Raw genomic sequence first — 20,242 nt, forward strand, 5'->3', positions numbered from 1 at the left:
AATTAATGGAGGGGTTAATATGAGAGAAGTAGTAATCGTAGCAGCCGCAAGAACAGCAATAGGATCTTTTGGTGGAGCATTATCAAAAGTAACAGCTGTACAATTAGGAGTAACTGCAGCTAAAGAAGCTATAAAAAGAGCAGGTATTAAACCAGAATTAATAGAAGAAGCTATAATCGGTAACGTTATACAAGCAGGACTTGGACAAAATGTTGCAAGACAAATAGCTATAAATGCAGGTTTGGCTGATGCAAGTTCAGCACTTACAATAAATAAGGTATGTGGTTCAGGACTAAGATCTGTAAGTTTAGCAGCACAAATTATTCAGTGTGGAGATGCAGATATAGTTTTAGCAGGTGGAACTGAAAGCATGAGTAATGCTCCATATGTACTTCCAGTCAATAGATGGGGTGCAAGAATGGGAAATGGTAAAACGGTTGATACTATGATTAATGATTCTCTTTGGGACGCATTCAATGATTATCATATGGGCGTTACAGCAGAGAACATTGCAGAAAAGTGGAATATAACAAAAGAAGATCAAGATCAATTTTCTTTAAAAAGTCAATTAAAAACTGAAAAAGCTATAAAAGATGGCAAATTTAAAGATGAGATCGTTCCAGTTATAATTCCTCAAAGAAAAGGCGATCCAATAGTATTTGATACAGATGAATACCCAAAAGCTGGATCAACTATAGAAAAATTGAATAAATTAAAACCAGCATTTAAAAAAGGCGGTACTGTAACAGCAGGTAATGCATCAGGAATAAATGATGGAGCAGCTATGTTTATAGTAATGTCAAAGGCTAAAGCAGATGAATTAGGAGTTAAAGCTTTAGTTACTATTAAATCTTATGGTTCAGCTGGAGTAGATCCAAAAATAATGGGATACGGTCCAGTTCCTGCAACTCAAAAAGCTTTGAAAAAAGCAGGAATGACTGTAGCAGATTTAGATTTAATAGAAGCTAATGAAGCATTTGCTGCTCAATCAATAGCTGTAGGTAAAGATTTAGGATTTAATCAAGAGATAGTAAATGTTAATGGTGGAGCTATAGCACTTGGACATCCAGTAGGAGCTTCAGGAGCAAGAATACTTGTTTCATTAATACATGAAATGATAAAAAGAGATTCTAAAAAAGGACTTGCTACACTATGTATAGGTGGCGGCCAAGGAACTGCAGTTATTGTTGAAAGATAATAGCAAAATAGGACCAGCAAAATATGCTGGTCTTTTTTTTATTTGTTTTAATAGTGTACAAGTATTTTTTTATTATAATATTAATTTTGTATTGTTAATTAAGCAGGAGATGTATATAAAAACATTATATAACTTATAATATAAAGGATTTAAGGTTAATTTAATAATTATGTTATATAATACTAAAGAATAACTATATATGTTATGTTATAATTATAAGGATAGGAGTGATATAGATGGTTAAAATAAAAAATGCTGTACCAAACATTTTTACCTTAAGCAATATGTCTTGTGGAATTATGTCTATACTTATGAGTTTTGATGGAAATTATAAATTAGCAGCAATGTTTATTCTTTTAGCAGGAATATTTGATAGATATGATGGTAAAATAGCTAGACTTTTAAATGTAGAAAATGATTTAGGTAAAGAACTAGATTCATTATGTGATTTAGTATCATTTGGTGTAGCGCCTTCAATATTAATATTTAATATTTATAATTTTACTCAGTTAGGTTCAATTGGATATTTGATGGTATTAATTTTTCCCGTAGCAGGTGCATATAGATTAGCAAAATATAATATAACAGATTTTGATGGCGTTTTCTCAGGAATTCCGATTACAATTACAGGAACATTTTTAGCTCTGTATGCTTTACTTATGTTTAACAAAGCTTCAAACTTAGGACCTACTATGTTTTTGATGGTTGTATTATCTTACTTAATGATAAGTAAATTAAGATTTAAAAAGAAATAAAAAACCATTTATTCTAGAACATAAATTAAAACGCAATTATAGCAGTAACCTCACTTTAAAGTGAGGTTTTTTTAGTCTTAAATTTGTAATAATATTCAGGCGTGTTTTCAGTAATAGCTCTAAACTCATAACCTAAATCTTTATAATATTTTATTATTCCAGGAAGTGCTTTTACAGTGTTTTTATTATTAGAATTGCAATGCATAAGGATTATAGCCAAATTTTCATTACCTTTAATAATTTTTGAATTTTTAATAAGTTGCGAAACACTTAAATTAGGATTTACACCATCACATAAATTAACATTCCAATCATACACTTTAAAATTATTTTTATGGAGATCGTTTAACGTAAAAGCATTGAGGCGCTTAGAGCTACCACCTGGGAATCTTATTATTTTAGGAGTAGTTCCTGTAATTTCTTCAATTTTTTTAGAAGTTTTTTTCATCTCATTAACAAATTCATCTGTACTTCTATATATTTTCTTGAAATTGTGACTGTAAGTGTGAAGACCGATGCCATGGCCTTCATTATATATTCTTTTAAGAATTATCTCTCTGCCTATTATTTCTTTGCCAACTACAAAAAAAGTAGCTTTTATTCTTTCCTTTTTTAATGCATCTAATAGTGCATCTGTAACAACATAGGTTGGACCATCATCAAAAGTTAAATAAACATATTTTGAAACTTTATAATCGCCAGAGTCTTTAAATGACGTATTTAGAGGCGCAAAGGCCTGGGTGTTTTTTTTAATATTAACTTTAGGAGAGAGGCTAGCAAATAAACAACATATAATAATTGTTGTAAAAACAAATAGGATATTTCTTTTTCTAAAATTCATAATATCACTCACCTTTAGTTTTTGTTATTACTAGTGTACCCAAAGAAAAATGTATTAAAGCATTATATATTTATATACAGAATTTACTTAAAAACAGATAACATTAAAAATTTAAAGCCAATTATCATAGATAATTTATTAATAGGATAAAACAGCAGTAGGAATATACAGATGATAAAACATTGACAATCAATGATTAAATTTTGTATAATTATGTTGTTTAATAAATTTAGAATTTTCTGATTGCACAAAAAAATAATTAAAAAATAATTAAAATAATATATATTAGCAACTATAAAATCAACCTAAAGAACAGGAGGAGGTTATATTATGCAGCAAACACCAAATTCTAATAGACTTCATATAGCTATATTTGGGAAAAGAAATGTGGGTAAGTCAAGTTTAATTAATGCACTTACATCGCAGGATATAGCATTAGTTTCTAGTTTGGCAGGAACTACAACAGACCCAGTTTATAAGGCAATGGAGCTTCTTCCAATAGGACCTGTCGTCCTTATAGATACTGCAGGACTTGATGATGAAGGGGAAATCGGAGAGCTTAGAATTAAAAAAACCAAGGAAGTTATGGATAAAACAGATCTAGCACTTTTAGTTATAGATGGTGATGGGGCTGATTTATCTTTTGAAAAGGTATGGTATGAAGATTTAAAGGAAAGAAAAATACCAGTAGTTGGGGTAATAAACAAAATTGATAAAAATGATATATTAATAGAACATATCCAAAAGGTAATAGATATATCATTTGTAAAAGTTAATGCTAAGGATAGATTAAATATTGATGAATTAAAAAAAGCAATTATGGCTGCTGCGCCTGAGGATTTTGAAAAAAGTACAATTGTTGGTGATATAGTAAAGCCTAAGGCAAAAGTATTGGTAGTGGCACCTCAAGATATTCAAGCCCCAAAAGGAAGACTAATACTACCGCAGGTTCAAATAATAAGAGATCTTCTTGATAATGATGCAATGGCACTGGTAGTAAAAGATAGTGAATTAGACGATATTTTAGCTTCTCTAAAGGAGAAACCAGATTTAGTAATTACAGATTCTCAGGTATTTAAGAAAGTGAATGCTATTATACCAAAGGATGTTCCCCTTACTTCTTTTTCTATACTTATGGCTAGGTATAAGGGAGATTTAAACACCTTAGTTAAAGGCGCAAGAGCTATAGATACACTGAAACCAGGAGATAAAGTGCTTATAGCTGAAGCTTGCACCCATCATCCACTTGAAGGTGATATAGGGCGAGAAAAATTACCTATGTGGCTTGCAGAAAAAGTAGGGGGAAAGTTAGATATAACAGTTTGTGCAGGAAGCAGTTTTCCAGAGGAGTTAAGTGGATATAAGCTAATAGTCCATTGTGGAGCTTGTATGTTTAATAGACAGCAGTTAATGTCAAGAATTAAAAAAGCTAATATAGTAGAACTACCTATCACTAATTTTGGTATAGCAATAGCTCATATAAATGGTATATTAGATAGAGTACTTAGTGCTTTTGAGTAAATTTTCTTGAACGAAACTTCGAAGGCATAATGTAGAATAAAAAATCCACAACCAAGGTGATTAAAAACCTTCGTTGTGGATTTTATACTTTTATATAATAAAATATAGAAAAAAGCAGTAAATTATAAAGAAGATATTGTATATTAATTCTTAGCATTATGTTAATATTAAATTAGTAGTAATACTATAAAAAAGAACTGTTTATAAGGATTGCATACTGTTATTAAATGGTGGCATATTGCTTATGATTACATAAACTAAGTACATATCATGGATTTTTTATATTTCAAGAAATAATACCAATAAAGCTATCGCAAAAGTTACTATTGTAGATATAAATAGAATGAAAAGTAAATTTAACAATTAATAGAGTTGTTAAAAGTCACTAAGTGGCTTATGAATTTGATTTAAAGGCCGATGCCATATAATATATTTAGATTAGTTAAAGAAACAATTATTTTACTTGCCTATGCTAGAAGAAATTGGTGTTAGGGCATAGAATGCCCTACTAATTTAAATAGAGGGGGGGGGATTAATTATGAAGAAAATAAGTACAATTTTACTAGTTATCTTAGCACTTGCTATAGCAGGTGGATCAACAGCAAGTTGGATTTTTTAGTTAGATAGGTAATCGGCCTTTAATATATAGGAGGGAAACAATGAAGAAACTACCCTTAAATTTTAAAATATATCTTTTTACTATTTATCTTTTAACTTTTATGTCTTTCCTTGTTTTCTTTAAAACAGAATCATCGAATTATTTTCCAGTAAGGTTTGATATTCTTATATTTTTTATATTTTTAACTGCGTTAACGGAAAGTATTACAGTAACGTACAGAAACATTTCTTTTAGTACAAGTTTTGCAATTACAGTTGCTTCTTTTATTTTATTTGGCACATTGAATGCAATAATAATTTTAGTATTTGGATTTATATGTAGAGCCTTTAAAGTAGATAGCAAATATAAGCATGTATTTAACACACCTTTTTATGGAACCTTATTTAATTGCTGTGGATTTACATTACCAATTATTTATGGTAATTATTTTTACAAACTAACAGGTGGGACTACTTATAAGGGTAGACTAGATAGCAATCTACTACCGATTATTGTGTTTGGTATTGTGTTTTATATAATTAACACTTTTATTATATCAATGGTATATTCAATAACTAATAAAAAAGGTATTATATATTCATTTTTAATCAATTTCAAATTAGTATTATTAAATACTTTTGCTATGACTCCTTTCGGTATTTTATTAGCATATCTATTCAATTTATATAGTTACGTCGGTGTGCTTCTTGTATTAGTCCCTATAGTATTAGCAAGATACACTTTCTCCTTATATATTCAAACAAAATCTCAATATGTCGAAACCTTAGATGCTCTTATGCTTGCGATAGAGGCAAGAGATGTATACACACAAGGACATTCAAAAAGAGTGGCTGAAATTTCAGGAAGTATAGCAAAAGAACTGAAATATTCAGAATGGAAAATTGAACAGTTAAATATGGCATCTCTGCTACATGACGTTGGAAAAATTGGAATTGATGATCATATTCTAAATAAACCTGGTAAACTTACGGATGATGAATTTAATGTAATAAAAAAACATCCACTTATAGGATATAATATTCTAAAAGATATTAAAAATCTTGAAAATATATTACCAATAGTACGTCACCATCATGAGAGATATGATGGAAAAGGATATCCTGATGGTAAAAGAGATGATGAGCTAATCCTTAGCGTTTTTATTGTTCAACTAGCAGATTCTATTGATGCTATGGCTACAAATAGGCCTTATAGAAAGGCTTTAAGTCAGGATGTAATTATTGAAGAACTTAAAAAACATTCAGGTAGTCAGTTTCATCCAAAAGTAGTTGAAGCATATTTTAGGGTACTAGAGAAACAAAAAAAACAAGGTGAGGTTTAAAATGTTTATTGAGGGTTTGTTTTTTGCAATTATAATTGGATATGTATTAAAAGGAAGATTGAAGAATTTAGAGAATGTAGATATAAAAGGTGCATATCTTATATTTATATCATTTTTTATAGAGGTATTTATTATTATTTGTATACGTAAAGGGATTTTTAATATAGGTGAATTTACATATATATTAGATTCTATAATGTATATTTTATTAGTAGTTTTTGTTTATTTTAACAGAAAAAATAAATATATAGTGCTTATGGGAGTAGGCTTTTTACTTAACGCTATTCCAATTTTCTTAAATGGAGGAGCAATGCCAGTTAGTGCTAAAGCGGCAGAGGCCGCGGGGATAACATTAGATATAAGCAAAGAAGGACTATACACACTAATAAATAGGGATACTATATTTTGGTTTTTAGGAGATGTTATTCCACTAACTTTTTTGAGGAATTTTGCCATAAGTATAGGAGATATTATTACGGCAGTAGGACTAATGTTATTTATAATTACAGGAATGAAAAAAACTGCTGAAATAAAAATTAATAAGTAATGAGAATTTAATTCATTTTTTTGGATATAATACTTTAGGTAAACCGATAATTTTGAATTTATATACATTTTTGGTGCTTTTATATTAAGTTTTAAGTTGTAATAGTAAATATAAATTTACGTTTATTATTGATATTATTAAATAAGGGTAGACAAAGATAACTTTAGGGATTATTATAAAATTAAATTGACTTATTGATTATATAATTTAACGTTTAAATATATAATAGTATAAATTAGCAATTGAAAGGGGAATTTTAAATGAAGAAAAAAATATATATTGATGGAATGAGTTGTTCACATTGTGTAAGCCATGTAAAAGAAGCGTTACTAGACATTGGTGCTACTAAAGTAAAAGTTGAGTTAGAAGAAAAGTGTGCTATAGCAGAATTTGACGATGATGTAACTGATAATGATATTACAGATGCTCTTGAAGAAGTAGGATATGAAGTTACTGAAGTAGAAGAGTATTAATATACAAAAAGCCTACCAAATTGGTAGACTTTTTTTTATAATAAAAGATGTATTAATATTGTAATCATTTAAATAATTTTAACTGAACACTAATTTTTTTATTTTGTATTTCTAAAATAACATAAGAATACCATAACTCACGTCTTTTACAAGATGGTGAACCTGGATTTATCATAAGTATCTTGTTTTTAGTTAAAACAAGAGGCTGATGACTGTGACCAAAGATGATTATATCTACTTTATCAGCAGAAAATTTATCGTAAGCTGTGTTCAATGTGGTTTTGCTATTACCATGGCCGTGATATAGACCAATTTTATATCCTTCTATAGTTAAAATTATTTTTTCCTTTAACAAATTCCTAATAGATCCTTTATCATTATTTCCCCATACGCCAACAAAGTTTTTATGCTCTTTTAATTTAGATACAACGCTGTTTGAAATATAATCACCTGCATGAATTATCATATCAGATTCTACATATAAATTATCTATTAATTCAAAAAGTTTATCACTATGTTTTTTAGCATGAGTATCAGATAATATTGCAATTTTCATATTACATCACCTTTTAGTATTATATTATTTTATATTATGATTTGATACAGATTTAGGCACATTAAGAAAAATAGAAATCATATTATCTTGTTATTTGTTTCAATGTAACTTATTATACAAATACCTTATATTTACATATTTTAATTTTAATTGTTTAATATTTCTGTTATAATTACTATATAAATATAAGAAGCTTAGTTTAAATTCTAATAAGATTTTTAGGTGTTTATTACAATGTTAGGAGAAATAATGGGAGAAGCAGAAGATGTAGTCTTAATTTATGAGCAAAATGGAATAAATATAAAAAATGAAAAATCTTTACATTCATCTATCAAGCAATGGTATGTTGTTCCAGGGGACAGATTTGAAGTGAAAATTGATAAGTATGTAATTGATTTAGTAAGGGAAGATTCATTAATTGAAATACAAACAAAAAATTTTAGCGCAATTGGAAATAAACTTAGAGACTTAGTTAAGTATAATAAAGTTATGCTAGTACATCCTATAGCTGTTGAGAAATATATAGTAACAACTGAAGTAGCGGGTGGAGTAATTAGTAGGAGAAAATCGCCTAAGAAAGGTAAATTAGTGAATTTGTTTGATGAATTAATTAGAATACCTGATTTAATGGCAGAGGATAATTTTATATTAGAAATCTTAATGACTAAAGAGGAAGAAATAAGATGCAAAGATGGTAAAGGAAGTTGGAGAAGAAAAGGTATTAGTATAAAGGATAGGAAACTTCTTGAGGTAATTGAAAAAGTAACATTTAGAGAAGAAAAAGATTTTTTAATGTTTTTACCTGAAGAATTACCAGAGAACTTTACAAATAAAAATTTAGCAAAAACATTAGCAATAACTGTTTTTAAGGCTAGAAAAATCACGTATTGTTTGAGAAAAATGAATATTATAAAAGAAATAGGAAAGCTAAAAAATGAACTTATATTCGAGAGGTTGTGAAGAATGGATAATAAACCTAAAGCAATTGCACTTATATTGATATCTGCTTTAGCATTTGCAATTATGGGGGCAATGGTAAAACTTGCAGGTGATATTCCACTATTCGAAAAAGTATTTTATAGAAATTTAGTAAGTTTAGGGATTGCATGTATTATGATAAAAAACACTAAGGTGAGTTTTTTTGGAAAGAAACAAAATCAGAAATATTTGTTATCTAGATCGTTACTCGGACTAATGGGCGTAATTCTAAGTTTTTATGCTATAAATTATTTAGTATTATCAGATGCAAGTATGCTTAATAAAACATCACCTTTTTTTGTAACTATATTTGCTGTATTTTTTTTAAAGGAGAAGCTTACTAAAATCCAGATTCCAGTATTAATAATTGTTTTTATAGGAGCTCTTTTAATTATTAAACCGCAATTTAATCTTTCGGTTATTCCATCACTCGCAGGATTTTTATCTGCTATGTGTGCAGGGTCTACATATACAATAATTAGGTTTTTAAGAGATAGAGAAAAACCTTCAACTATTGTATTTTATTTTTCTTTTGTTTCGGTAGCGGTAATGTTTCCATTAATGATGTTTAATTATCAAAAACCTACAATAATCCAATTCATTTATTTATTAGGGATAGGAATTTTTGCTGGAATTGCACAATTTGCTTTAACAAATGCTTATAGGTTTGCGCCAGCATCAGAGGTATCAATCTATGACTACACTAGTATAGTGTTTTCAGCTATTATAGGGTTTATAGTTTGGTCAGAAGTTCCAGATGTTTTAAGTATTATAGGAACGTTAATTATTATAACAACAGCAGTTTTTGCTTTTATTTATAATGAAAAAAGGGGTTTAAAGAAAATAGGTTAGTAGTACATTAGCTTAGCTTTGATAAAATAAATGGATCTAGTATTAATAGGAGGTGGAATATATGGATAAGAAAAAAGTCTACATTACAAGAAGAATTCCAAATGGAGCTATTGAACTTTTACAAAAGCATTTTGATGTGGAAATTAATCCTCGTGATAGAGCCTTATTAAGAGAAGAATTAATAGAAAAGGTAAAAGGTAAGGATGCAGTTCTATGTCTTTTAACTGATATTATTGATAAAGATGTGCTTGAGGCAGCGGGCGAAAAGTGTAAGATATTTGCTAACTACGGTGTAGCATGCAACAATATTGACATAGCTAAAGCTACTAAGAATGGAGTAATAATTACAAATACACCGGATGTGCTCGATGATGCTACTGCGGATCTTGCATGGACACTACTTATGGTAGTATCTAGAAGAATTGTTTCAGCAGATAAATTCACAAGAAATGGCGCTTTTCAATCTTGTGATCCCATGATGTTTCTTGGACGAGAAATAACAGGTAAAACGTTAGGGCTTGTAGGAGCAGGGAGAGTTGGTTCTAACTTTGCAAAGAAAGCAAAGGCTTTTGATATGAAGATACTTTATACAGATATAATTAGAAATCATAAAATGGAAAAGGAATTAAAGGCTATTTATGTGGATAAAGAAACATTGTTAAAGCAATCTGACTTTGTTTCGCTGCACGTACCACTTTTGCCTTCTACAATACATTATATAGGTGAAAAAGAATTTTCTATGATGAAGAATACCTCAGTTATTGTTAATACATGTTGTGGTCCAGTTATTGATGAAAAAGCATTAGTTAAAGCTCTTAAAAAGGGTGAAATATGGGGAGCTGGACTGGATGTGTTTGAACATGAACCAGATATTGAACCAGAACTTTTAGATATGTATAATGTTTCAATTGTTCCTCATATTTCTTCAGCTACAATGGAAACAAGAACAAATATGGGATTAATTGCAGCTGGAAATATTATTAAAGTGTTAAATGGTGAAAAGCCAGATACTTGTGTTAATTTGGAAGTGTTAAAATAATTTTACTTAGATATATGGACATAAGTTATAAAGCACTTACATTCAGATTAGTGAACGTAAGTGCTTTGTTTTTATGGTTTAATACTCAGTTTTATCTATTTTCATTTTCCATTTACGAAAAGGTTCAAGGCTTTCTTCTCTATCAAGTTGTATCACCTCAACTTGTAATTTTTTAGCAGTCCCTTTTATTACATCATAAATATATCGGTCGTCAAAATTAATATTTGCAGCATCTTCTTTAGTTGCACCATAATAGAGCTTTTTTATTTTTGCCCAATGAATCGCAGCAAAGCACATGGGACAAGGTTCACAAGATGAGTATATTTCGCAATCTGATAAATCAAACCTGGAAAGCTTACTAGAAGCCTTTCTAAGGGCTGTAACTTCAGCATGTGCAGTTGGATCATTAGTTTTAACGACCTCGTTATGAGCATAACTAATAATTTCACCATTTCTTACAATAACAGCGCCAAAAGGGCCACCATCATTGCTTTTCATTCCGTCTAATGCTTCATCTATTGCAAGTTTCATAAACTCATTCATTATACACCGCCTTATTTAGCAACTGATGATGCTACTAGACTAACGTAGCTGGTCATCGGCTAAAGTTGATATTTATCTTGAAGATTTAGTTAAAATCCTCTTGCCTGCTTTAATTTATGATCAATACTTTTAATTTGATTTTGTTTTTCCATCCAATAATCTTGTGATTTTTGAGCATTTAATTCAAAGGCGGTTTTGCCTTGTTGCTCAACCCAAGTATAGTATTTTAAGTTATGCCATCTCTTTCTGGCTGCATAGGTACCTTCTTGGATATAATCTAGTTTAATATTTTTAAAAATGCAGTTATATCTGACAGCGGCCTCAGTTTTATTCATAGTTCCAAACTCATTATCTAGATTATCCATTACTGAATGATACCTATCTATGGTATCAGTACAGATGGTGAATATATTATCATTTTCAGTCATTTCATAATACTTAGCAGTCTTAATAGCCCCAATCAAGTTGCAAACTCCAGATATACCTAGTATTTGTGAAAGCAGTGATACACTTTCTTTTGACATTCCGACGACATCTATAAGATATTTTTTACCTATATCACTTGTTAATAGTTGTAGTCCCTTTTTACTTTCCATATCGTCAATACATATCATTGCATCCATATTCATAACATTGTGTATCCAAGTAACATGTTTGTCTCCAATTCCCTGTATATCATGATCACCGAAACCATTACAGTATAGAGTTGGGCACTGAACTGGCTCTAACCCAATTATCTTTGTTTCGGGGTATAACTGTTTTAATCTATCTCCAGAGGCTATAGTGCCTGAAGAACCCATAGAAGAAACTAGTGCGGAAACTTTACCATTACCGATGCCTTTTTCTTTAAGGCTCGATACTACTTTGTTAATTGAATTTCCTGTTACATGATAATGGAATAAGTAATTACCAAAACTTTCAAACTGATTCATAATTTTGTTATTAGGGCTCGCGGCTTTAAGCTCCCAACATTTATCATATATCTCTTTAACGCTACTTTCACAGCCAGATGTTTTAATATAAGTAGCACCATAATATTCAATTTTTTCAAAGCGCTCTTTACTCATAAGTTCAGGAAGAATTACTTTTGTAGTATAACCCATACGAGGACCTGTCCAGGAACCACCTATACCGTAATTGCCAGTGGACGGAAAAACTATAGTATCTTTGCCAGGTATTATTTCACCTGATAACTGTTTTTCCATGGTAACGGAATATGTTGCACCAACCTTATGACTACCTGTTGGAAAGTTTTTACTATACATAACTATTATATTTGCAGAAACTCCTGTGAGTTCTTTCGGAATAACCATATAGCTCATGTTACCATTGGAATCCGTCCAATTAATGTTAAATAAATTTATAGGATCTAATGGAGTTTCAATTCTGGCCTTCAAAGCTTTTTCGCGTATATCAGTACGAATTGTTTCTGGATTAAGCATTTCTTCAAAAGTAGGTCCCCATACTAATTTTTTTGACATATTTTGTCCTCCTTGCTTTCAATATAAAATTTTATTATTAAAACATTAAGCTCCATGTTTAATATATGTTTGCTCTATAGCTTTTATTATTCTTGCATGGTACACCCCAAAAATAATTTATAAATCAGTAATTTTATGAAGATATATTTCATACAATATATTTGTAGTAATATATACTTTTTTATTTTTAGGTAATTTTTTAGTAAACTTTTAAATATGATATTGGGAGGGGGGTATTTATGGACTTATTACATGAAAATAAAATACATGCTATTTTTTCTGATAATAGATACAAAGGTAAATCGGAAAGTTATCCAAAATTTTTATCTCGTGAGGAACTTGAAAAAGTAAAAACTTATCATGAAACCATTAAAGAGTATAACATTACTCCACTAGTCAACCTAAAAAGTTTAGCCATGGTACTTGGCATAAAGAGTATTTATGTTAAGGATGAATCTAAAAGAGCAAACCTTAATTCATTTAAAATGCTCGGAGCAACCTATGCCATTGGTAAGTTTTTATGTCAAAAGCTAGGTGTACATATTGAAGATACTAGTTTTGAATATTTAAAGTCTACGGAAGCACATAAATTGATTGGAGAAATTACGTTTGTTACCTGCTCAGATGGTAACCACGGCAGAGGCGTAGCCTGGACGGCTAAAGAACTTGGCCTAAAGGCAGTAATATATTTACCAAAGGGAACGACCCTTATAAGGGTCCAAGCTATTAGAGAACTAGGTGCAGAGGCTATAGTAACAAATCTCAATTATGATGATACGGTTAGATATGCGAAAAATAAAGCTAAAGAAAATGGATTCCAAGTGGTGCAGGATACATCCTGGGATGGTTATACTGAGATACCTAAGTGGATTATGCAGGGGTATTCTGCTATGGGGTATGAGGCTTTTATGCAACTTAAAGATTTAAAAGATGCGATGCCCACACATGTTTTTTTACAAGCTGGAGTAGGTGCAATGGCTGGAGGGGTTCTTGGAGCATATGCAAATTTATTTAAAGGTGATTGTCCTATTGTAACAATTATGGAGCCCACTTATGCAGCATGTATGTTTAAGTCTGCATCCATTAATGACGGTAAACCTCATATAGTAGAAGGAACGCTTCATTCTATTATGGCAGGCCTTGCTTGTGGAGAACCTATACCTATAGGGTGGGAGATAATAAGAGATTTTGCGAATTGTTATTGTACTTGCCCTGATTATGTAACTGCAAGAGGTATGAGAATTCTTGCGAATCCTATAGGTGAGGATGAGAAAATTGTTTCAGGAGAATCAGGGGCTGTTGGAATAGGGTTATTATCAATAATTATGCAAAAAAAATATGCACAGGTTATAAAAAAACAGCTTAAATTAGATGAAAATTCTACGATACTGCTCTTTAGTACTGAAGGAGATACGGATCCCATAAATTATAGGAATATTCTTTGGGATGGATTGTACGAATTACCAGGCTTTAATTGAAGAAATTTTAAAATATAGATTAATAGAAGGAGGGTTTTCTATGAATGTAGATTTTCAAAAGGTCTTACAGAAAGCAGAAGAGTACAAAGGGGACATATCAAGGTTTCTACGTGACATGATTGCTATTCCTAGTGAAAGTTGTGATGAGGCTAAGGTTATTGAGAGAATAAGAGAGGAAATGCAAAAGGTTGGTTTTGATAAGATAGACATAGATAAAATGGGGAACATAATTGGGACTATAGGGCGTGGGAAACATGTTATAGCTATGGATGCACATATAGACACAGTGGGTATAGGTGATAAAGATTTATGGCAGTATGACCCATATAAAGGATACGAAGACATGGAAGTGATTATAGGACGTGGTGGTAGTGACCAAAAGGGTGGTATGGCATCTATGGTTTATGCTGCGAAAATAATTAAAGATTTAGATATGGAGGGTGACTATACTTTGCTTATTACAGGTACAGTTCAAGAAGAAGATTGTGATGGACTTTGCTGGCAGTACATGATAAATGAAGATAAAATCCAGCCCGAATTTGTTGTGATTACAGAACCTACCTCCTGCAACATATATAGAGGGCACAGAGGGAGAATGGAGATAAAACTAGTTACTCATGGTTTAAGTTGTCATGGAAGTGCACCGGAGAGAGGAGAGAATGCAATTTATAAAATGGCTCCTATAATAAACGACTTGAAAAGTCTTAATGAAACCCTTCATTATGATGAGTTTTTAGGAAAAGGAACTTTAGCTGTTTCTGAAATATTTTTCACTTCGCCCTCAAGATGTGCAGTAGCTGATAGTTGCACCATCTCAATAGACAGAAGATTAACTAATGGGGAAACCTACATTGAGGCACTAGAGGAAATAAGAAATCTGGCCTCTGTTAAAAATATGAAAGCCCAGGTATCTATGTATGATTACGAGGAATCATCTTATAAGGGGGTTGTTTACCCAACAGCTGCTTATTTTCCAACTTGGGTAATAGATGTTGATCATCCAGTTTGTGAAACTTTAATAGACTGCTATAAGGCTTTATTTAATGAGGAACCTCTGGTTGATAAATGGACATTTTCTACAAATGGAGTTTCTATCATGGGTAGATATGATATACCTTGTATTGGATTTGGACCAGGGCATGAGGCTGAAGCACATTCGCCAAATGAGAGAACCTGGAAAAGTGAATTAGTAAAGGCGGCAGCTATGTATGCAGTTATTCCTAGTTTATATATAGGAAGAGAATAAAGGATTAATAATCACTTTTAATTAGCATTACTAATTGTAATCTATTCAAAAGGAAAGGATGGTTTATTATGAATACTTTATTTAGGGGAAAAAATTTCATTACTCTTCAAGATTGGACTAAAGAAGAAATAGATACTCTACTCGAGGTATCATTAGATCTTAAGAAAAAGTTTGCGATGGGAACGCTGACACCATATATACCTTATCAAACGGTTTTTCTTATGTTTTTTGAGCAATCAACAAGGACTAGAAATTCTATGGAAGCAGGTATTACTCAGCTTGGGGGACATGCAAATTATTTGGATTCAAGTACTATGCAAATATCACACGGAGAATCAGCAAAGGATACTGCAATAATTCTTTCAAGATATGGCCATGCTATTGCATGCAGAAATTGTTTCTGGGAAAAGGGAAATAAATATTTGAATGAGCTTGCAAAATGGTCTACTACTCCTATAATAAATCTGCAGTGCGATTTGTATCACCCGATGCAAGGAATTGCTGATCTTATGACAATGAAAGAAAAAATTGGTGATTTAAGAAAAACCAAGGTATCGATTATATGGGCTTATGCAACTAGTCATAAAAAACCAATATCTGTTCCTCTAACTCAAAGCTTATTATTTCCTAGATATGGTATGGATGTAACACTCGCTTATCCGGAAGGTTATGATTTACCGGCTTGGGTTATAAGACAAGCAAGAGAAAATGCAATTAAACATGGTGGAAGTTTCAAGATAACTCACAATATGGAAGAAGCATATAGAGGTGCAGATGTAGTTATTCCAAAAAATTGGGGAAGTTGGGTTAACAATCAAGATTCAGCTATCGTAGATGATTTGTTACAATCTTATAAAGGATGGAAATGCACCGAAGATATTATGAGCATAGCAAGTAAAGATGTTTTGTATATGCATGCACTACCTGCGGACAGAGGAAATGAAGTAGAAGATTCTGTTATAGATGGACCTCATTCTATAGTATATGATGAAGCAGAAAATAGACTTCATACGGCAAAAGCTGTTATGACACTTACTATGGGAGGAAGATAAAGGATAGATGATTTAAAATGCTTTATAGAAGGGGGAAGGTGTAATGAATGTTTGATCTAGGAATTGTAAATGGACGAATATATATAGGCGGGAATTGGTATGAAGGCAACTTGTATATAAAAGATAATAAAATATCAACTATTGGGCGTGGTATGTTAGAAGCTAAAGAAGAATATAATGCCAAGGGAAGAGCTATATTACCCGGTTTTATAGATCCGCATGTACATTTTAAGCTTACGAATAATAATTATACCTCAGTAGATGATTTTTATAGTGGTTCAAGAGCTGCAGCTTTTGGGGGTATAACCACATATATAGATTTTTTGAATCCAGTAAAAAATAGTGTGGGATTGAATAAAACTTTTAATGAGAGACGGACATTGGCTAAGGATAGTGTCATCGATTATGCGTTTCATGCAACTATTGCTGATTTAGATGAAGAACCTATTAACTTTATTAATGAAATAAAAACCTTAGGAATTCCAACAATAAAGTTATTTACAACCTATTCAAGTTCTAATAGGCTCACAAAAGATAGAACTATAGATAGGCTACTAAGGAATACTAAGGAAACAGGAACCCTTTTACTTGTGCATGCAGAAAATGATGGATTAGTAATTGATGGGGAGAAAATACATGTTGTGCAACACGAAAACTCAAGGCCAGCCATATCTGAAATAAGTGAAGTTATAAAACTTGCAGAAATGACTAAGTATAGAGATGGACGTATGTATATTGTACATACCAATTGCGGTACTACTGTTGAGAGACTTAGCGAAAACTATAATAGTATTCTTAATAAAGACTTTATAATTGAAAGCTGTCCACACTATTTTATTTTATCGAGTTCTAATTATCTACAAAGAGATGGTTATTTGTATACTATGACCCCACCACTTCGAAGCGAGCGTGAGGTCAAAAAATTAAACCATCAAATAGATAATATATTTACTATAGGCACAGATCACTGCCCTTTTAATTCCTTTGATAAAAATAAAGAATTTATTAATGATATCCCTATGGGCATAGGCGGAGTTGAATATTCGTTCCCACTTATGTACGAGAGGTTTGGAGAAAAGGTCATTGATAAGTTTACTAAAAATCCTGCAATAGTTCATGGATTGTATCCTAGAAAAGGAACACTGCTTCCAGGATCAGATGCAGATATAGTAGTGTTTGACGAAAATGCACAATATACTATATGCGAAAATCATTCAAACGTGGATTATAATATTTACAAAGATATAGAGATAACAGGAAAAGTTTGCAGTACTATTTCTAGAGGTAAATTTGTAGTTAAAGATGGCGTTTTTGTAGGCGGAAAGGGTGAGTACATAACTCGCGAGCTTAAATATTGATGAAAGCGTTAATTAACGTTAATGTATTCGATTATGATTCCTATAAAGAGAATCAGTATGTTTTGTTCCATAATGAAATAATAGACGTAGGACCTATGAGTGAATTTAAGGCAGAGGGCGAGGTAATAGAGTGCAGAGGATGTATTGTAATGCCAGGTCTTATCAATTGCCATACTCATATCTATTCTACATTTGCTAGGGGCATAAATATATCTTTTGATCCTAAAAGTTTCAAAGATATATTAGATAAGTATTGGTGGAAGATTGATAGATCATGTAATAAGGCAACCGTGTATTATAGTGGTCTTATTAATGGGTATGAGAGTTTAAGTAATGGAGTTACTACAATTATAGATCACCATGCTAGTGGCATTGATATTACTGGAACTTTAGATGAACTAAAAAAGAGTCTATGTAATGTTGTAGGAATGCGAGGTATTTTTTGCTTTGAAACTAGCGATCGCTTTGACATCAATAAGTGTATAGATGAAAATCTTAAGTTTACCTCTTATAGAACAGAAAAGTCTGCGGGATTATTTGGAATGCATGCGTCTATGAGCCTTAATGACAAGACACTAAAAAAGATACAAGAGTGCATAGAAGATTTGCCTATTCATATTCATGTAGCTGAAAGTATAGAAGATGAGAATGATTGCATGCAAAAGTATGGAATCACTGTAATTGAAAGACTCCAAAATTTCAATTTATTAAAAGAAAACTCAATTTTAGCTCATTGTGTTCATATAAATGAGGTGGAAGCAGATATAATTGCAAAATCAAAAGCATATGTAGCAATAAACCCCACCTCTAATATGAACAATGCTGTAGGGCTTGTAGATTATAGATTATTAAAAGAAAGGAACATACCCTGCATTATCGGTAATGATGGACTTGGTACAAATATTACTAGGGAATATTTAAACTTATTTTTTGGAATGAAAAGCAGATTTAAAAGTCCTGCAGCATTTACATTAGAAGATTTAAGAGTTGTTATAGACAATGGATATAAATATGCTTCTAAGACATTAGGGATAAAGCTTGGACGGATTAAAAAAGGCTATAAAGCAGATATGCTTATTGTTCCATATAATGCGCCAACAAACATAAATATAGATAATGCTTTTGAACACGTTTTTTATGGAGTTTTCGATAATTTTCATCCTCGAGAGGTTTATTGTGATGGTAATTGTTTAATCAAAAACTATAACACTAAAGTGAATATAAAAGAAGTATACTCTAAGGCACAACAAGAGGCAGATAGGCTATGGGAAAGAATAGCAGAGGGGGGATAACAATGGATTTAAGTACAAGTATTTGTGGTTTAGAATTAGAGAATCCATTAATGCCAGCATCTGGACCACTCGTGGGGGATTTTGATAAAATTATGTCTATAGCAAGTTTTGGGGTTGGGGCCTTAGTAACTAAAACAATATCCTCTAAAGCTGCCGTGGTTCCAAGGCCATGTATATATGGGGATAACAATAAAATAATGAATGCTGAGCTTTGGTCTGAATTTCCACCAGAAGAGTGGTTAGAAGAAATACTTCCAAAATTAAAAGCAGAATGTAGTGTGCCAATTATAGTTAGCGTAGGATATTCAAAAGATGATATGAATAGTTTGATTCCAAAGTTGAATGAATATGCAGATGCTTTTGAAGTTTCAACTCATTATGTAGGGAAAGATCTAGATGTTATAGCGCGTACTGTTAAAAGTATTCGTAATAATACAGATAAACCGTTTTTTATGAAGATAAGTCCACATATACCGGATGTTGTAGGGTTCGCTAAAATGGCAAAAGAAAATGGTGCTAGTGGCATAGTTGCTATTAATTCATTAGGGCCTTCAATGATAATTGATATAGAAAAACGTAAGGTATTACTTGGTAATGAAGAGGGGGAAGTCTGGACTTCGGGTCCTAGTATTAAACCTATAGCACTGGCTATCGTAAATAAAATAAAAGAAGCAGTGCCAGATTTTACAATCATAGGAGTAGGTGGGGTATCAAGTGCAAAAGATGTTATTGAATTTTTACTTGCAGGAGCAGATGCTGTACAGATGCTTTCCTCAGCAATGATTAAAGGTAAGGATTTATATGAGAAGATCATTAGAGATTTACCTAAAACTCTTCAGTATTATGGGTTTAATAGTATACAAGAAGTAATTGACGCTAAATTAATTAAGGAAAAGATAAGATTTAATCCCAAATATCCTAAAATAGAGTTAAAAAGATGCATAGGTTGTAATCTATGCGCTCGTATATGTCCTTATTTTGCTATGAAGGTTGACAAGAAAGCCAAGGTAGATATAAGGGCTTGCTTTGGTTGTGGACTTTGTGAGCTCAGATGTCCTGTAAGTGCTATTAGTGGAATACTTTAAGGGGGTG

General features: G+C 31.4%; 19 protein-coding genes. 15 read left to right on the top strand and 4 right to left on the bottom strand.

All coding sequences use genetic code 11. The features are described from left to right. The first annotated feature begins 19 nt into the window (after nt 1-19). Complete coding sequence (locus LGK95_RS06970; protein WP_226123565.1) at nt 20-1,198, top strand: acetyl-CoA C-acetyltransferase; 1,179 nt, start codon at nt 20-22, stop codon at nt 1,196-1,198. 236 nt (nt 1,199-1,434) lie between these two features. Next, nucleotides 1,435-1,953, top strand: coding sequence for a CDP-diacylglycerol--serine O-phosphatidyltransferase (gene pssA / locus LGK95_RS06975; protein WP_226123567.1), 519 nt, complete (start codon nt 1,435-1,437; stop codon nt 1,951-1,953). Nucleotides 1,954-2,008: 55 nt separating this feature from the next. Here the strand turns inward: pssA and LGK95_RS06980 are convergent, their stop codons facing one another. Continuing rightward, nucleotides 2,009-2,794 carry a polysaccharide deacetylase family protein gene (locus LGK95_RS06980; protein WP_226123569.1) on the bottom strand — a complete coding sequence of 262 codons (786 nt, stop codon included), beginning with the start codon at nt 2,792-2,794 and terminating at the stop codon, nt 2,009-2,011. 330 nt (nt 2,795-3,124) lie between these two features. Between LGK95_RS06980 and hydF the strand changes: the two genes are divergently transcribed. The 4 genes from hydF to LGK95_RS07000 all read left to right on the top strand — a co-directional run bounded on the left by hydF (nt 3,125) and on the right by LGK95_RS07000 (nt 7,275). Further along, entirely contained in the window at nt 3,125-4,315 is a 1,191-nt protein-coding gene (hydF, locus tag LGK95_RS06985) for a [FeFe] hydrogenase H-cluster maturation GTPase HydF (RefSeq protein WP_226123571.1), read from the top strand. Nucleotides 4,316-4,974: 659 nt separating this feature from the next. Next, a complete protein-coding gene (locus tag LGK95_RS06990) occupies nt 4,975-6,255 on the top strand; it encodes an HD-GYP domain-containing protein (RefSeq protein ID WP_226123573.1) in 1,281 nt (426 codons plus the stop codon). Nucleotide 6,256: 1 nt separating this feature from the next. Then, nucleotides 6,257-6,802: a DUF5317 domain-containing protein gene (locus tag LGK95_RS06995; protein ID WP_226123575.1), complete on the top strand. Its 546-nt coding sequence runs from the start codon at nt 6,257-6,259 to the stop codon at nt 6,800-6,802. Between the two features lie 260 nt (nt 6,803-7,062). Further along, nucleotides 7,063-7,275 (top strand): heavy-metal-associated domain-containing protein, encoded by a 213-nt coding sequence (locus LGK95_RS07000; RefSeq protein WP_226123577.1) that lies wholly within the window; start codon nt 7,063-7,065, stop codon nt 7,273-7,275. 64 nt (nt 7,276-7,339) lie between these two features. Here LGK95_RS07000 and LGK95_RS07005 read toward each other — a convergent pair whose 3' ends face one another. Beyond that, nucleotides 7,340-7,831, bottom strand: coding sequence for a metallophosphoesterase family protein (locus tag LGK95_RS07005; protein ID WP_226123580.1), 492 nt, complete (start codon nt 7,829-7,831; stop codon nt 7,340-7,342). Nucleotides 7,832-8,065: 234 nt separating this feature from the next. Between LGK95_RS07005 and LGK95_RS07010 the strand changes: the two genes are divergently transcribed. The 3 genes from LGK95_RS07010 to LGK95_RS07020 all read left to right on the top strand — a co-directional run bounded on the left by LGK95_RS07010 (nt 8,066) and on the right by LGK95_RS07020 (nt 10,700). Further along, nucleotides 8,066-8,791 carry a hypothetical protein gene (locus LGK95_RS07010; RefSeq protein WP_226123582.1) on the top strand — a complete coding sequence of 242 codons (726 nt, stop codon included), beginning with the start codon at nt 8,066-8,068 and terminating at the stop codon, nt 8,789-8,791. 3 nt (nt 8,792-8,794) lie between these two features. After that, nucleotides 8,795-9,661, top strand: a complete 867-nt coding sequence (locus LGK95_RS07015; protein ID WP_226123584.1) for a DMT family transporter — start codon at nt 8,795-8,797, stop codon at nt 9,659-9,661. Nucleotides 9,662-9,722: 61 nt separating this feature from the next. Further along, on the top strand, nt 9,723-10,700 hold the full coding sequence (locus LGK95_RS07020; RefSeq protein WP_226123586.1) for a 2-hydroxyacid dehydrogenase: 978 nt from the start codon (nt 9,723-9,725) through the stop codon (nt 10,698-10,700). 78 nt (nt 10,701-10,778) lie between these two features. Here LGK95_RS07020 and LGK95_RS07025 read toward each other — a convergent pair whose 3' ends face one another. Beyond that, nucleotides 10,779-11,243, bottom strand: a complete 465-nt coding sequence (locus LGK95_RS07025; RefSeq protein WP_226123588.1) for a nucleoside deaminase — start codon at nt 11,241-11,243, stop codon at nt 10,779-10,781. Between the two features lie 89 nt (nt 11,244-11,332). Next, the gene (locus tag LGK95_RS07030) at nt 11,333-12,724 is read right to left on the bottom strand and encodes a PLP-dependent cysteine synthase family protein (protein ID WP_226123589.1); all 1,392 of its coding nucleotides are present in this window, start codon (nt 12,722-12,724) and stop codon (nt 11,333-11,335) included. 239 nt (nt 12,725-12,963) lie between these two features. Between LGK95_RS07030 and dpaL the strand changes: the two genes are divergently transcribed. From dpaL to LGK95_RS07060, 6 genes are all read left to right on the top strand, one after another. Continuing rightward, nucleotides 12,964-14,202 (top strand): diaminopropionate ammonia-lyase, encoded by a 1,239-nt coding sequence (gene dpaL, locus LGK95_RS07035; RefSeq protein WP_226123590.1) that lies wholly within the window; start codon nt 12,964-12,966, stop codon nt 14,200-14,202. Between the two features lie 40 nt (nt 14,203-14,242). Further along, nucleotides 14,243-15,448 (top strand): YgeY family selenium metabolism-linked hydrolase, encoded by a 1,206-nt coding sequence (locus tag LGK95_RS07040; RefSeq protein WP_226123591.1) that lies wholly within the window; start codon nt 14,243-14,245, stop codon nt 15,446-15,448. 68 nt (nt 15,449-15,516) lie between these two features. Then, nucleotides 15,517-16,500, top strand: coding sequence for an ornithine carbamoyltransferase (locus LGK95_RS07045; RefSeq protein WP_226123592.1), 984 nt, complete (start codon nt 15,517-15,519; stop codon nt 16,498-16,500). Between the two features lie 47 nt (nt 16,501-16,547). Further along, nucleotides 16,548-17,858 (top strand): amidohydrolase family protein, encoded by a 1,311-nt coding sequence (locus tag LGK95_RS07050; RefSeq protein WP_226123593.1) that lies wholly within the window; start codon nt 16,548-16,550, stop codon nt 17,856-17,858. Next, nucleotides 17,858-19,150 carry an amidohydrolase family protein gene (locus LGK95_RS07055; protein ID WP_226123595.1) on the top strand — a complete coding sequence of 431 codons (1,293 nt, stop codon included), beginning with the start codon at nt 17,858-17,860 and terminating at the stop codon, nt 19,148-19,150. The genes LGK95_RS07050 and LGK95_RS07055 overlap by 1 nt, the downstream gene beginning before the upstream one ends. Before the next feature lie 2 nt (nt 19,151-19,152). After that, entirely contained in the window at nt 19,153-20,235 is a 1,083-nt protein-coding gene (locus LGK95_RS07060; protein ID WP_226123597.1) for a 4Fe-4S binding protein, read from the top strand. The last annotated feature ends 7 nt before the right edge of the window (nt 20,236-20,242 follow it).

This window comes from Clostridium algoriphilum, assembly GCF_020443705.1.
GTDB classification, from domain to species: Bacteria; Bacillota; Clostridia; order Clostridiales; family Clostridiaceae; genus Clostridium_AD; species Clostridium_AD algoriphilum.

Bases quoted from the DNA above. Each gene is read 5' to 3' on its own strand.
- LGK95_RS06970 (WP_226123565.1), top strand. From the start codon at position 20: ATGAGAGAAGTAGTAATCGTAGCAGCCGCAAGAACAGCAATAGGATCT.
- pssA (WP_226123567.1), top strand. From the start codon at position 1,435: ATGGTTAAAATAAAAAATGCTGTACCAAACATTTTTACCTTAAGCAAT.
- LGK95_RS06980 (WP_226123569.1), bottom strand. From the start codon at position 2,794: ATGAATTTTAGAAAAAGAAATATCCTATTTGTTTTTACAACAATTATT.
- hydF (WP_226123571.1), top strand. From the start codon at position 3,125: ATGCAGCAAACACCAAATTCTAATAGACTTCATATAGCTATATTTGGG.
- LGK95_RS06990 (WP_226123573.1), top strand. From the start codon at position 4,975: ATGAAGAAACTACCCTTAAATTTTAAAATATATCTTTTTACTATTTAT.
- LGK95_RS06995 (WP_226123575.1), top strand. From the start codon at position 6,257: ATGTTTATTGAGGGTTTGTTTTTTGCAATTATAATTGGATATGTATTA.
- LGK95_RS07000 (WP_226123577.1), top strand. From the start codon at position 7,063: ATGAAGAAAAAAATATATATTGATGGAATGAGTTGTTCACATTGTGTA.
- LGK95_RS07005 (WP_226123580.1), bottom strand. From the start codon at position 7,831: ATGAAAATTGCAATATTATCTGATACTCATGCTAAAAAACATAGTGAT.
- LGK95_RS07010 (WP_226123582.1), top strand. From the start codon at position 8,066: ATGTTAGGAGAAATAATGGGAGAAGCAGAAGATGTAGTCTTAATTTAT.
- LGK95_RS07015 (WP_226123584.1), top strand. From the start codon at position 8,795: ATGGATAATAAACCTAAAGCAATTGCACTTATATTGATATCTGCTTTA.
- LGK95_RS07020 (WP_226123586.1), top strand. From the start codon at position 9,723: ATGGATAAGAAAAAAGTCTACATTACAAGAAGAATTCCAAATGGAGCT.
- LGK95_RS07025 (WP_226123588.1), bottom strand. From the start codon at position 11,243: ATGAATGAGTTTATGAAACTTGCAATAGATGAAGCATTAGACGGAATG.
- LGK95_RS07030 (WP_226123589.1), bottom strand. From the start codon at position 12,724: ATGTCAAAAAAATTAGTATGGGGACCTACTTTTGAAGAAATGCTTAAT.
- dpaL (WP_226123590.1), top strand. From the start codon at position 12,964: ATGGACTTATTACATGAAAATAAAATACATGCTATTTTTTCTGATAAT.
- LGK95_RS07040 (WP_226123591.1), top strand. From the start codon at position 14,243: ATGAATGTAGATTTTCAAAAGGTCTTACAGAAAGCAGAAGAGTACAAA.
- LGK95_RS07045 (WP_226123592.1), top strand. From the start codon at position 15,517: ATGAATACTTTATTTAGGGGAAAAAATTTCATTACTCTTCAAGATTGG.
- LGK95_RS07050 (WP_226123593.1), top strand. From the start codon at position 16,548: ATGTTTGATCTAGGAATTGTAAATGGACGAATATATATAGGCGGGAAT.
- LGK95_RS07055 (WP_226123595.1), top strand. From the start codon at position 17,858: ATGAAAGCGTTAATTAACGTTAATGTATTCGATTATGATTCCTATAAA.
- LGK95_RS07060 (WP_226123597.1), top strand. From the start codon at position 19,153: ATGGATTTAAGTACAAGTATTTGTGGTTTAGAATTAGAGAATCCATTA.